12 protein-coding genes are annotated in these 12,809 nt (G+C 48.2%); 11 read left to right on the top strand and 1 reads right to left on the bottom strand.

The window, feature by feature from the left end; genetic code table 11:
- Positions 1-2: 2 nt before the first annotated feature.
- From dnaJ to ACT6NU_RS10500, 9 genes are all read left to right on the top strand, one after another.
- On the top strand, positions 3-1,115 hold the full coding sequence (gene dnaJ, locus ACT6NU_RS10460; RefSeq protein ID WP_445381619.1) for a molecular chaperone DnaJ: 1,113 nt from the start codon (positions 3-5) through the stop codon (positions 1,113-1,115).
- 204 nt (positions 1,116-1,319) lie between these two features.
- A complete protein-coding gene (locus ACT6NU_RS10465) occupies positions 1,320-2,255 on the top strand; it encodes an ABC transporter ATP-binding protein (protein WP_445381620.1) in 936 nt (311 codons plus the stop codon).
- Positions 2,248-3,588, top strand: a complete 1,341-nt coding sequence (locus tag ACT6NU_RS10470; protein WP_445381621.1) for an ABC transporter permease — start codon at positions 2,248-2,250, stop codon at positions 3,586-3,588. The genes ACT6NU_RS10465 and ACT6NU_RS10470 overlap by 8 nt, the downstream gene beginning before the upstream one ends.
- Position 3,589: 1 nt before the next feature.
- Positions 3,590-4,504 carry a mechanosensitive ion channel family protein gene (locus ACT6NU_RS10475; protein WP_445381622.1) on the top strand — a complete coding sequence of 305 codons (915 nt, stop codon included), beginning with the start codon at positions 3,590-3,592 and terminating at the stop codon, positions 4,502-4,504.
- 364 nt (positions 4,505-4,868) lie between these two features.
- Positions 4,869-5,849, top strand: coding sequence for an HIT domain-containing protein (locus ACT6NU_RS10480; RefSeq protein WP_445381623.1), 981 nt, complete (start codon positions 4,869-4,871; stop codon positions 5,847-5,849).
- Between the two features lie 151 nt (positions 5,850-6,000).
- Positions 6,001-7,077: a nuclease-related domain-containing protein gene (locus tag ACT6NU_RS10485; protein ID WP_445381624.1), complete on the top strand. Its 1,077-nt coding sequence runs from the start codon at positions 6,001-6,003 to the stop codon at positions 7,075-7,077.
- 229 nt (positions 7,078-7,306) lie between these two features.
- Positions 7,307-7,492, top strand: a complete 186-nt coding sequence (locus tag ACT6NU_RS10490; protein ID WP_445381625.1) for a hypothetical protein — start codon at positions 7,307-7,309, stop codon at positions 7,490-7,492.
- Positions 7,493-7,501: 9 nt separating this feature from the next.
- A complete protein-coding gene (locus ACT6NU_RS10495) occupies positions 7,502-8,323 on the top strand; it encodes a hypothetical protein (protein ID WP_445381626.1) in 822 nt (273 codons plus the stop codon).
- A gap of 78 nt (positions 8,324-8,401) precedes the next feature.
- Entirely contained in the window at positions 8,402-9,565 is a 1,164-nt protein-coding gene (locus ACT6NU_RS10500) for a sigma-54-dependent transcriptional regulator (protein ID WP_445381627.1), read from the top strand.
- Here ACT6NU_RS10500 and ACT6NU_RS10505 read toward each other — a convergent pair whose 3' ends face one another.
- The gene (locus tag ACT6NU_RS10505) at positions 9,566-10,246 is read right to left on the bottom strand and encodes a hypothetical protein (RefSeq protein ID WP_445381628.1); all 681 of its coding nucleotides are present in this window, start codon (positions 10,244-10,246) and stop codon (positions 9,566-9,568) included. It abuts the gene before it with no gap.
- Positions 10,247-10,448: 202 nt separating this feature from the next.
- Here ACT6NU_RS10505 and ACT6NU_RS10510 point away from each other — a divergent pair, with 202 nt between their 5' ends.
- Together ACT6NU_RS10510 and ACT6NU_RS10515 are read left to right on the top strand one after the other, a co-directional pair.
- Positions 10,449-11,345: a PPK2 family polyphosphate kinase gene (locus ACT6NU_RS10510; RefSeq protein ID WP_445381629.1), complete on the top strand. Its 897-nt coding sequence runs from the start codon at positions 10,449-10,451 to the stop codon at positions 11,343-11,345.
- Positions 11,346-11,354: 9 nt separating this feature from the next.
- Positions 11,355-12,782 carry a M20/M25/M40 family metallo-hydrolase gene (locus ACT6NU_RS10515; protein ID WP_445381630.1) on the top strand — a complete coding sequence of 476 codons (1,428 nt, stop codon included), beginning with the start codon at positions 11,355-11,357 and terminating at the stop codon, positions 12,780-12,782.
- Positions 12,783-12,809: the final 27 nt, after the last annotated feature.

Genomic DNA, 12,809 nt, shown 5'->3' on the forward strand with positions numbered 1-12,809 from the left:
TTATGAAGCAGGACTATTACGAAGTACTCGGAATTTCCAAAGGGGCTTCCGCAGCTGAAATTAAAAAGGCCTACCGCAAAAAGGCCCTGGAGTATCACCCGGACAAAAACCCAGGGGATGCCAAGGCCGAAGAAATGTTCAAGAAGGCGGCAGAGGCTTATGAGGTGCTGAGCAACCCGGATAAAAAGGCCCGTTACGACCAATACGGACATGCAGCCTTTGAAGGCGGTGGTTTTGGCGGCGGCGGCATGAACATGGAAGATATTTTCAGCCAGTTCGGGGATATTTTCGGCAGCGCTTTTGGCGGTGGCTTTGGTGGCTTCGGTGGCTTTGGCGGCGGGCAGCGACGCGTTAAGGGCAGTAATTTGCGTATCCGCGTAAGCCTGAGCCTGGAAGAAGTAGCCCATGGTGTTGAGAAAAAAGTAAAAGTAAAACGGAAGGTTCAGGCCCCGGGGGTAACCTATAAAACCTGTAGTAACTGCGGTGGAAGCGGGCAGGTAACCAAGATCACCAATACCATCCTGGGCCGCATGCAAACCGCTACCACCTGTAATACCTGTGGCGGGGCCGGGCAGATGCTTGACCATAAACCCAAAGATGCAGATTCCCAGGGGATGCACCTGGAAGAAGAGACGGTTTCCATCAAGATCCCGCCTGGAGTGGAATCGGGTATGCAGCTAAAAGTTTCCGGAAAAGGAAACCAGGCCCCCGGGAATGGGGTACCCGGAGACCTGCTGGTAGCTATTGAAACCAAAGAACACCCTACCCTCAAGCGGGAAGGGGACAACCTGCACTACGATTTATACGTGAGCATCCCGGATGCCGTGCTGGGAACTTCCAAGGAAATCGATACCGTTGGGGGCAAAGTGCGCATTAAACTGGAACCGGGGATGCAATCCGGCAAGATCCTGAGATTGCGAAACAAAGGGATACAAAGCATAAACGGCTACGGAACCGGGGATCTGCTGGTACATGTAAACGTCTGGACGCCCAAAGAACTCAACAAGGAGCAGCGGGAGTTTTTCGAACGCATGCAGGAAGACGATAATTTCAGCCCAAAACCCGAGAAATCAGACAAATCCTTTTTTGAAAAAGTAAAGGATATGTTCTCTTAACGAGAATTCTGATGGTTTTTAAATAAAAAACGTATATTTGGATTAATATTGGGACTCCAATATTAATTTTCTTTTTCATAGCAATTTTTTTCCCATCCTTAATTTTATTAAGGATGGGTTTTTCTTTTCAGGACCTTTCATTACCCCAAGGCCATAAAATTTAGGGCGAATGCCTATCTTTAAATTCCAAAAAAATTGCAATTCATGAGCAGCATTCTCAGTATTGAGGAGGTAAGCAAATCCTTCGGGCCTTTCAAGGCCCTGGACAAGGTATCCCTGGAGATCCCGGCACATACCATATACGGACTGCTGGGGCCCAACGGGGCAGGAAAAACCACCCTGATCCGCATCATCAACCAGATTACCTATCCGGATTCGGGCCGGGTACTGCTTAACGGGGAACCCTTGCGGCCCGAGCACGTGGCCCAAATCGGGTACCTGCCCGAAGAGCGGGGGCTGTACAAAAGCATGAAGGTGGGGGAACAGGCCATGTACCTGGCCCGGCTCAAAGGCCTGTCCAAAACAGAGGCTCGTGCCCAACTCAAATACTGGTTTGAAAGGCTGGAAATCGGGGACTGGTGGAACAAGAAAGTACAGGAGCTCTCCAAGGGGATGGCCCAAAAAATACAGTTTATCGTTACGGTGCTGCATAAACCCCGGTTGCTGATATTCGATGAGCCCTTCAGCGGTTTTGACCCCATCAACGCAGCCCTTATCAAAGACCAGATACTGGAACTGAAAAAACAGGGGGCTTCCATCATCTTTTCCACCCACCGAATGGAATCGGTGGAGGAACTCTGTGAGCATATCGCCCTGATCCATAAATCTCAGGTAATCCTGGAAGGGAAGCTCTCCGATATCAAAAATGCCTATAAACAACAACGATTCCGCCTGCGCTGGGCGCCCAGGGCAGCCTTCCGCGATCTGGAGGCCCTCAGGAACGGCTACGCTTTTGAAAACAGCCATTTTGACGAGGATTCAGCCAGCTGGGATTTTACCGTGCAACTTCAGGAAACCGAAAAAGGGAACTTATTGCAAGTGTTGTCGGAAAAAGGGAGCATACAGTCCTTTCAGGAAGTGATTCCCTCGGCCAATGATATTTTTATACGAACCGTACAAAAACAGGAAAGCAATGACTAAACTCTGGCTGATCATCCAACGGGAATACCTGGCCAAGGTCCGCAACAAGTCTTTTGTGATCATGACCTTTTTAAGCCCTTTCCTGATCGTAGGCCTGATTGTGCTGATTGCTTACCTCACCCAGGTAAACGACAGCGAAAAACGGGTAGTGGCCGTGCTGAATGAAAGCGGCTATTTCCAGCAGGAATTTGAACCCCGGGTGGGGGTTTCCTTTGTACAGTTTAAGGATATTTCCCTGGCTGAGGCTAAAGACAGTACCCAGGCCATGGGCTTTAGCGGACTGTTGCACCTGCCACTGGCAGAGCCCCTGGAAGAAGTGGCCCGCCGGGCCTTCCTGTATACCAAAGAGGCACCCAACACCATGGTGCTGGAGAAGATAGAAGGTATCCTGGAAGAACCGCTTCGGCAATACCGCTTGCAGCAATTAGGGGTTTCCCCTGAGCAATATGCCCAGGTTCGCGATACGTACGAAATACAGACGGCTACTTTTGACGGGCAGGTAAGCGGCAAGGGTATAAACGAATTCAAGGCGATTGTGGGCGGGGCCTTCGGATACCTGATTATGATGTTTATCATCATTTATGGCGGTTTTGTGATGCGTTCGGTAATTGAGGAGAAAACCAGCCGCATCATTGAGGTAATTATCTCCTCGGTAAAGCCATTCCAGCTCATGCTGGGCAAGATCCTGGGGACCTCCCTGGCGGGCATTACCCAGTTTATCATCTGGATCATTTCCGCCGGGTTCCTGATGGTACTGGTATTTCTTTTCCTGGACCTGGATCCGGCCCTGCTAATGGGCAGTACCAACCTGCCACCCGGAATGGAGGCTGGCCTTGATGCGGATAACCTGCCCACAGACGAGACCACCCTGCTGCTAATGGAAGAATTTATCAAGATCCCCATGGCGCTGCTGATAGGCTGCTTTATCATCTATTTCTTACTGGGGTATCTCATCTACAGCTCCATCTATGCAGCCATAGGGGCCGCCGTAGACAACGAGACTGATACACAGCAGTTTATTTTCCCCATCATCATGCCGCTAATGCTGGCCATTTACGTAGGCTTCTTTTCGGTGTTTTCTAACCCCCATGGGCCCATTGCCGTGGGCTTTTCCATCTTCCCGCTTACCTCGCCCATCGTAATGCTGATGCGCCTGCCCGGGGGAGTGGGCGAAGGGGGCGTACCCCTTTGGCAACTGCTGGCCTCCATTGCGCTGCTGGCCGTAACCTTTTTGGGAATTGTCTGGGTGGCGGCCAAAATCTACCGTACCGGGATATTGATGTACGGTAAAAAGCCTACCTATAAGGAATTGTACAAATGGTTAAAATACTGATATGATACAGGAGGAAACACCCGTCAAAGATTTTATAGAAACCGATGTACTCACCGCCATCAAGGAGTTCCTTAACCTGGGTTTGCACCTGGGGGAAGGGGAGAATTCCATCCACATCACCATAGGGCTGTTGCTCTTGCTCTCTATAGCTTTTGTGGCGACCAGTTTTGTGATGAAATCCCTGCGCAAGCTGCTTACCCGCAAGATGGAACAGGAAGACAAACAGAAATTCATTTCGGTCTTTAAGTACATTCGTTATTTGATCTATGTAATAGTGATCCTGATCACAATGAGTGCAGCGGGGATTGATATTACGCTGCTTATCACGGCTTCTGCCGCCTTTTTTGTGGGGGTTGGCCTGGCGTTGCAGGAACTCTTCCAGGACATCATTGCCGGGATTTTGATTGTGGTAGACAAGTCCCTCAGGGTAGGCGATATTGTAAAGGTTGATGGCATTGTCGGGAAGGTTTTCGAAATAAAACTACGCACTACCCGGGCGCTCACACGGGATGACAAAGTGCTGGTAATCCCCAACCACAAGTTTATCTCCGATATCATCTTCAATTACACACAAAACCACCGTACCACCCGGGAATCTGTGAGCGTGGGGGTGGCCTACGGCAGTGACGTGCAACTGGTCACAGAATTACTGCTCAAAGCGGCCAAACAGGAGAAGGCGGTGCTGAAAAGCCCCAAGCCCTTTGTGCTGTTTGACGATTTCGGGGACTCTGCCCTGATCTTTACGCTTAATTTCTTTATTACGGACGCCTTTTCAGAGCTGCGCACCAAGAGTGCGTTGCGCTATTCGATTGATGCGCTGTTCCGTGAGAATGGGGTTACGATTCCGTTTCCTCAGAGGGATGTGCATTTTTATCAGAGGTCTCCTGTTGTGCTTCAGAATACCTCCAAGGAATAGGCTTTAGGACCCGAAATCGGCTTTTCTTTTATTTGTTCTTTTTTGCATTGCCCAAAAAAGAACCAAAAAACGCTAGTCTTATTTTCCGTTTCTTGAAATACTACGGAGCCCTTGCTGCCGCGCCGTTCAGTCCTCAGGGTTACACCCTTGTGGGAACGGCTTCCTGATGCCAGGGGCAAGGCCTCCTTGATTTCTTACGGAACGGGAAAATAGGCTGGTTTCCTAATTTCGCCTTTAGTACAAAACACTTCTGTTTACATACCAGACAAACTCTTGATTTCCTTGGCTTTTAATCCAATAAAACTGGAAGGGTTTCTATAAAATCCAATATACTTATCTTCAATTCGAAAATTGAATATTGTACATGGGTACTTTAAAAGACTATATCGAGAATAAAATGAGCATGTCTCATGTTTATCAGCCGGTAATGATCAAAACCTTGCTGGTAAATGGGGGAGTGGCTCACAAAAAAGCAATTGCGAAGGATATTCTGTCTTATGATATATCACAGGTTGAATATTATATAAGGATAACTAATAATATGGTGGGACGGGTACTGAGGAAAAATGGGATTGCGAAGAAGGAAAAAGACAACTATTCCCTGATCAGTTTCAAGGATTTGTCTGCTGAAGAAGTGGAAGCATTAATCGGATTATGCGAATCCAAAATTGCAGAATACATTGATAAGCGGGGGGATAAAATCTGGGAGCACAGGAGGCGAAACAGGAAGGCTGTGCCGGGCTCCATCCGTTACCAAGTTTTAAAAAGGGCCAAGGGAAGGTGTGAACTATGCGGTATTTCAATGGAAGAAAAGGCCCTGGAAGTTGACCACATCGTGCCGAAGAACCATGGGGGAGAAGATTCGCTGGACAATTACCAGGCGTTATGTTTTACATGTAATGCCAATAAAAGGGATACCGACGATACGGATTTCAGAAAAATGAATGCAGTGTATTCCCATAGGGAGCAGAATTGTATTTTTTGTACCATCAACAAAGGACGTATTATCGATTCCAATGAACTCGCCTTTGTTATCAGGGACAAATATCCAGTTACTGAGGGTCATTTACTGATGATTCCAAAGAGGCATTGTAAGACCTATTTCGAGATTTCCCAGGCTGAATTAAATAGCATGCACAGGCTTGCCCATAAACACAGGGAAATATTGATAACAGAGGACCCGGGAATTTCCGGGTTTAACATTGGCTTCAATATCGGGAAAGATGCCGGGCAAACGGTGAATCATTGCCACATGCATTTAATCCCCAGAAGAAAAGGAGATGTGAATAATCCTGTTGGGGGGGTGAGGAACATCATCCCCGGAAAAGGGGATTATACTACTTGAAATAATTGAAGAAATACTATCTCTGCGTCAGTTCTAGTAATATAAATGATTATTGACTTTTCTGCAGTTTGCAATAGATTCGAATTGATTTTTAGAGACAATTATCCATATTTTCATTCGTTCTTATAAAGCTTTCGAATATTTTGCTTCAATGGCCAGAGTTTTTGGTAAAATAGAATCCCTTAAACGTATCCGAGAAAGATTAAACCAAGAAGGTATTACCCGGTTTAATTCCGTTAAAGACCTGAATCGGTTCACGCTTCGCTACGAAAGATACCAGGAAGAATTACTTTTTAACATTGAGCAGGACTATGCTGATAGTTTACAAAAAGCTATAGAACGAGTTGAAGACCTGGAGAAACGACTCGATAATGAAAAGGCCGATAAAGCATCAAAATTTACAGAACGCTTAGATAGGTTGAATACTAAGAGTGAACACTTGCGCAACAAAACGGCTTCAAATGCTGTGTTGGAGTTGGCTGATTGGTATTATCTACAACTAATATTGGGGTTAAAATTTATCCTCACCAGGCGCCACAATTCAATCCTTAGGCAAAGAACCAAACACACAGAAGCTGAACTGGATAAAGCACGCAAACATTTATACTGGTTACAGGCAAATGAACATAATCTGATTTCAGTACGCTATCGAAAAGAATCTCGGCAATTGGAACGAACCCGGGCTTTGGTATCCGAATTAAACCCATTGGTTGCTGGGGCTATCGGAGAAAACCGAGTGGCCAAAGAGTTAAGCAAGTTACCTGAGGATTGTGTGCTCTTCAATGACTTCTCTTTGCATTTTGACCCACCGATATACAACAAGAAAACAGGGGATCGAATTTTTAGTATACAAATTGACCACCTGCTCGTAACCCATGCCGGAATATTTGTCATAGAGACAAAAAACTGGAGTAAAAAATCCCTTGCAAACCTGGATCTTCGTTCTCCGGTTGATCAAATTAAACGGGTAAGTTACGCCCTTTTTGTGTTGCTCAATAGTCATAAATCGGGAGGGAACCTGTCATTCGATTCACATCATTGGGGCGAAAAACAAGTACCTATCAAAAGCCTGATAGTTATGATAAATCATAAACCAAAGGAGAAGTTTAAGCATGTGAAGGTCAAAACACTGGACGAGCTAAATGATTACATAAAACATTTTGATGCCCTTTTTAATGAAGATGAGGTTTATAAAATTGCTTCACATTTGAAATGGCTTCAGGCATAAATACCAAAAAATTATTTCTGGATTTGCTTTCGCATCAGCGTAGGAAGTGGGAAGCGTAAAAAATTCGCGAAGCCTTGGAGGGAATTTAGCTTCCTACTTCCGGTTTTGCAGTGAAAACTGCAAAAACGCCTTTGCGAAAGTGTCGTTTCTTTTGCTTCGTTTTCTTTGGACAAGCAAAGAAAATGAAGAGAGAAAAGAAAGAAAAAGAAAAACCCCTACCTTTAAATTCATGAAACCAAAAAACTACACAGCCACGGGCATTGCCCTGGGAGCCGGAATAGGGGCGGCCCTCGGGGTGGCTACCCAGAAGCCGGGCCTGTGGATCAGCCTGGGCATTGTACTGGGAATCGCCATCGGGGGAGGCCTGGATCGAAAACGCAAGGCAGGGCAGCAAGATGGTTCCGAACCGGACTAATTTTAAAATATGAAATACCTATTTGGGAGCGCCTTTACGGCCCTCCTTTTCCTGATCGTTATGCCGGCAGTTGCCCAGCAAACCATAACCTTTAGGGTGGGGTATCAGCCCAATACCCAATACCGACTCAGCCAGCAGCAGATATCGCGCAATACCATCAATTATATCGCATCCGAGGAAATGCTGGCCCAGCTGGAGCAGGGTGGGGTTACCAACCCAACCGTGGTTACAGACTCCACCATAACGGTTAGCCTTACCCGAACCGGGCCGGGGTCCCCGGACAACTTTCCCATTGAAATTGAAATGCTGGAATCCTCCAATGCTGCCCTTGGAAAGGGTACGATGTTTTATGGTTTCTCAGAAGGGGGCCTGGCCCGTATCGATTCCATCGCCAATTCGGCTATGGACGAGCAGATGCAGCAATTGGTTATGGGCGCGGTAGAATCCATGATGAACCAAATGCAGTTTCCGGAGCAGCAGCTCAGCCCTGGCGAAGGGTTTCAACACGCCGTTCCCTTAAAGCTCCCCCTGGGGCCAATAGTCCTGGAAATGGACATCATCTCCGATTACCTGCTTGAAAGGGTGGAAGGGGGCCTTGCCTTTTTTAAGGTGGACCAGCAGTTACAGATGAAAACAGCAGTAGAAGGATATGAAATCAATGCCAGCGGGACGGGCACCGGAAAAGTAACGTACGACGTTCAACAGCAGTTCTTCCGGGCCTACCATTCCGAAATGCAGATGGAAATGGAGATGCAGCTGGAGGCCTTTACCATGGAACTGCAGATGATGAGCATAACCGACCAGCAAACCGAGATCGTTAACGGGCAGTAATAATGAACCCTTTAGGGCGCACAAGGCTGGGATTTCTGGCACGGTGCTTGTACCTTTGGGACTTTCAAAGCAAAATATATGTCAAAAATATTGGTGATAGAAGATGAGGCGGCCATCCGGCGCGTTCTTGTAAAAATCCTCTCCGAAGAAAGCGATCAGTACCAGCTGGAAGAGGCTGAAAACGGTAGTTCGGGCCTGGACCATATCAAAAAGAACGATTACGACCTGGTACTCTGCGATATCAAAATGCCCAAGATGGATGGGGTGGAAGTGCTGCAGGAAGCCCGAAAGATCAAACCGGAAATCCCCTTTATCATGATTTCCGGCCATGGCGACCTGGATACGGCAGTACAGACTATGCGCCTGGGGGCTTTCGACTATATTTCCAAACCCCCGGACCTGAACCGCCTGCTGACCACTGTCCGCAATGCCCTGGACCGGAAAGAGCTGGTGGTTGAAAATAAGATCCTGAAGAAAAAGGTGAGTAAATCCTTTGAAATGGTAGGGGAAAGCCCGGAGATCAAATCCATACAGGAAATGATTGAAAAAGTAGCCCCTACGGATGCCAGGGTTCTAATTACCGGATCAAATGGTACCGGAAAAGAACTGGTTGCCCACTGGATCCATCAAAAAAGTGCCCGCGCTGCAGGACCCTTTATAGAAGTGAACTGCGCAGCCATTCCTTCCGAACTCATCGAGAGTGAATTATTCGGGCATGTTAAAGGGGCCTTTACCTCGGCTGTAAAAGACCGGGCCGGAAAGTTTGAAACTGCCAATAACGGCACCTTGTTCCTGGATGAGATTGGAGACATGTCCCTTTCTGCCCAGGCAAAGGTATTACGGGCCCTGCAGGAGAATAAAATCTCAAGGGTGGGTTCAGACAAGGATATCAAGGTAGATGTGCGGGTAGTGGCGGCTACCAACAAAGACCTGCAAAAGGAGATTGAAGATGGAAAATTCCGGGAAGATTTATACCATCGCCTTGCGGTAATTCTGATCAAGGTGCCTTCCCTGAATGACCGCAGGGACGATATTCCCTTGCTGGTTAGCCATTTCGCAGGCAAGATAGCAGAAGAACAGGGTATCTCGCCCAAGCAATTTTCAAAGAAGGCACTGGCCAAATTGCAGGACTACAACTGGACTGGAAATATCAGGGAATTGCGCAATGTGGTCGAACGCCTCATTATCCTGGGCGGAAAAGAGGTGTCCGAGGAGGATGTGGAGCTTTTTGCTTCCAAATAGTTAACGGCTATCGCAGCTTTGGAGTTGCTGCAGGGCCTGCTCTGTAATCTCTTTGGTTTGCAGGTTGTAATAGCGCTTGGCAGGGCTGAGGTTGGGCTTCAGCAGCTGTCGCTCGCAGTGTTCGTAAATCCTTCGTACAAATACCACCGCTTCCACACAGGGAACCTCGTTCACTACTTTCTCGAGGGAATTGCGGTATTTTTGAAGGGAGCTGTCTATTTTGGCTTCTACCTCCTCCTCTTTGAGGCGGGATTTAGTATAATCTTTTGTATTTAGAGCCAGTACGTCACTGTCATAATCGCTTTTATGCGTTTCTTCATGCTCCATAAGCGCATCCATACTGTCTGTGGCATTTTCCAGGGCCCGCTTGAGCAGAACCTGAGCTCCATTGAGCGAGCCTATTTTTGTAGCCATAACCAGATCATTACGCGTCTCTGATATGCTTTTTTGGGCATAATCGCAGCCGCAGGCTTCAAATTGGTCTTTAGACTTGTCCAGGGTATTCAGGGCCTTGTATGTGTGGTATTTACTGATCTCCAGATCATCCGCTTTCAGGGCATTCTGGGTGTGGTTCTTTATAAATCCGATAAGGGATCCCGCATTGATACAGGCCTGGTTCGGACTTGCCGATAGGAGCAGAAAAGCCCCAGTAACAGAAATAAAAATCCTGAGTAGTTGCATAACAGTAGGTTTGTATCCTGCTGGCGCAGAAAGGGATTTGGTTAGGTTAAAGATAGGCCGGGGCCCTGCTGTACCCCATTTTTTTCGACCAGGGGCCAAACTCTGCGGATTTTCGGTAATACCCGTCAATTTTGTGCGGATAAACGGCATTTTTTGGGGGTTGAATGCCCTGCGACCGATCAAATTATTTTATCTTGATCCCATGAAACATGTACCCATAGAAGACTACAAGGCCCATTCGGAAATAGTCCTGGATGCTATTCCCACCTACCAGGATTTTGGGATGGAAAAGAAAAAACTCAAGCGGGAATTGGTAACCCTGCGCAAACGACTCGGAAAGTTTCAGGATGTGATGTACGCCCATGGTAAATATGCCGTCCTGGTCTGCCTGCAAGGAATAGATACTGCCGGGAAAGACAGCCTGATCCGGGAAGTATTCAAGGACTTTAATGCCCAGGGGGTGGTTGTACACAGTTTTAAGGTACCCACTGAACTGGAACGCAAGCACGACTTTTTATGGCGGCACTATATCGCACTCCCGGCAAGGGGGAAATTCGGGATTTTTAATCGCACCCATTATGAGAACGTACTGGTTACCCGGGTGCATCCACAATACATCCTGGGGGAATTTCTGCCTGATGTTCAATCGGTGGAAGATGTAGACGATGCCTTTTGGGCCCGCCGCTTTGAGCAGATTAACAATTTCGAAAAAACACTCCACCAGAATGGGACCCTGGTCTTTAAATTCTTCCTGCACCTCTCTGAGGAGGAGCAGCGCCAACGCCTTTTGAGGCGCCTGCGCCTGCGCGAGAAACAGTGGAAATTCTCGGCCAGCGACCTGGAAGAACGCAAATTGTGGGACCAGTATCGTAAATACTACCAGGATGCCATCCGAAAGACCAGTAAGGAGCATGCCCCCTGGTATGTGATCCCGGCGGATAATAAACCTGCTGCCAGGGTAATTGTCGCTTCCATCCTGCTGCAGTCTATGCAACAATACAAAGACATTCGCGAACCCGAATTATCCAAAGAAATCAAGTCCAACCTGAAAGAGTACCGAAGGCAACTGGAAGCCCAGGCCAAGCAAACGGGAAAATAATCTTATACAATGAATTCTAAACCCCATTCTTTTTTCCTCAGATCCTTTTGTGTGTTTTTGTTCCTGGCGGCTACATTGGCCCTGAATGCCCAGGCCGAGGACGCCGAAATGATCCGCAAACTATATGATAAGGCGCTGCAGGAGGGCAAGTCCTATGACTGGTTGAATTACCTTTCCAATCAGATAGGGGGCCGGTTGTCCGGTTCGGTCCAGGCCCAGCAGGCCGTTGACTACACCAGGGCAGAACTGGAAACCCTGGACCTGGATCGCGTCTGGCTGCAGCCGGTTATGGTTCCCAAGTGGGTAAGGGGCATCCCGGAATTTGCTTATATAGAAAGTACCCCGGGAAATACAAACAATGTTCCTATTTGTGCTCTTGGGGGGTCAGTAGCTACCCCTCCCGGAGGCCTGAAAGCCGGGGTGGTGGAAGTTAAGGACTTTGAGGAATTAAAACGCCTGGGCAGGAAAGCCATTGAAGGGAAGATAGTCTTTTTTAACCGGCCGATGGACCCTGCCAAGATCAATACTTTTGAAGCGTATTCAGGGGCTGTAAACCAGCGATCTTCAGGGGCCGTAGAGGCTTCCCAGTACGGGGCGGTGGGCGTAATTGTGCGTTCCATGAGCCTCCGCCTGGACAATTACCCGCATACAGGGACCATGCGCTATGGGGAACAGCCGCTTAATGCACGTATCCCTGCAGCGGCCATCAGTACCAACGGCGCCGAGCTGCTCAGTACCACCCTGCGGTTAAACCCGGAAATACAATTTTACTTTAAACAGAATTGCCGGCAACTGGAGGACGTACAGTCCTATAACGTGATAGGCGAGATCCGCGGGAGCGAGTTTCCAGATGAGATTATAGTAGTAGGCGGTCACCTGGACTCCTGGGACCTGGGCGATGGATCACACGACGACGGTGCAGGATGTGTTCAGAGTATGGAAGTCCTGCGTATTTTGAAGGAAACGGGTTATCGTCCCAAAAGGACCCTGCGGGTGGTACTCTTTATGAATGAGGAAAATGGTCTCAGAGGGGGGAGAAAATACGCAGAGGAAGCCCAGCGCAAAGGGGAAACCCACCACTTTGCCCTGGAGAGCGATTCCGGGGGTTTCAGCCCTAAAGGATTTTCTTTTGACTGTTCAGAAACGCAATTTGCCCGCTTGTTGGCATGGAAACCCCTTTTCGAGCCCTATATGGTCTATCATTTTGTGCAAGGCGGCAGCGGGGCCGATATCGGTCCGCTTAGGTCTCAGGGTCCGGTCCTGGCCGGGCTGCGACCGGACAGCCAGCGCTACTTTGACTACCACCACGCAGAAAGCGACACTTTTGAGGCTGTAAACCGCAGGGAACTGGAACTGGGGGCAGCGGCCATGGCCAGTTTGATATATCTGGTAGACCGCTATGGTTTACCGGCCGGGGACACCGGCAAAGGGGAGTAAATGGGCTGGGCTGCGGCCCTGCCAAAA

It is taken from the genome of Robiginitalea rubriflava, from assembly GCF_052540725.1.

Excerpts from the sequence above, each read along its gene's own strand:
- dnaJ (WP_445381619.1), top strand. The coding sequence starts at position 3 with ATGAAGCAGGACTATTACGAAGTACTCGGAATTTCCAAAGGGGCTTCC.
- ACT6NU_RS10465 (WP_445381620.1), top strand. The coding sequence starts at position 1,320 with ATGAGCAGCATTCTCAGTATTGAGGAGGTAAGCAAATCCTTCGGGCCT.
- ACT6NU_RS10470 (WP_445381621.1), top strand. The coding sequence starts at position 2,248 with ATGACTAAACTCTGGCTGATCATCCAACGGGAATACCTGGCCAAGGTC.
- ACT6NU_RS10475 (WP_445381622.1), top strand. The coding sequence starts at position 3,590 with ATGATACAGGAGGAAACACCCGTCAAAGATTTTATAGAAACCGATGTA.
- ACT6NU_RS10480 (WP_445381623.1), top strand. The coding sequence starts at position 4,869 with ATGGGTACTTTAAAAGACTATATCGAGAATAAAATGAGCATGTCTCAT.
- ACT6NU_RS10485 (WP_445381624.1), top strand. The coding sequence starts at position 6,001 with ATGGCCAGAGTTTTTGGTAAAATAGAATCCCTTAAACGTATCCGAGAA.
- ACT6NU_RS10490 (WP_445381625.1), top strand. The coding sequence starts at position 7,307 with ATGAAACCAAAAAACTACACAGCCACGGGCATTGCCCTGGGAGCCGGA.
- ACT6NU_RS10495 (WP_445381626.1), top strand. The coding sequence starts at position 7,502 with ATGAAATACCTATTTGGGAGCGCCTTTACGGCCCTCCTTTTCCTGATC.
- ACT6NU_RS10500 (WP_445381627.1), top strand. The coding sequence starts at position 8,402 with ATGTCAAAAATATTGGTGATAGAAGATGAGGCGGCCATCCGGCGCGTT.
- ACT6NU_RS10505 (WP_445381628.1), bottom strand. The coding sequence starts at position 10,246 with ATGCAACTACTCAGGATTTTTATTTCTGTTACTGGGGCTTTTCTGCTC.
- ACT6NU_RS10510 (WP_445381629.1), top strand. The coding sequence starts at position 10,449 with ATGAAACATGTACCCATAGAAGACTACAAGGCCCATTCGGAAATAGTC.
- ACT6NU_RS10515 (WP_445381630.1), top strand. The coding sequence starts at position 11,355 with ATGAATTCTAAACCCCATTCTTTTTTCCTCAGATCCTTTTGTGTGTTT.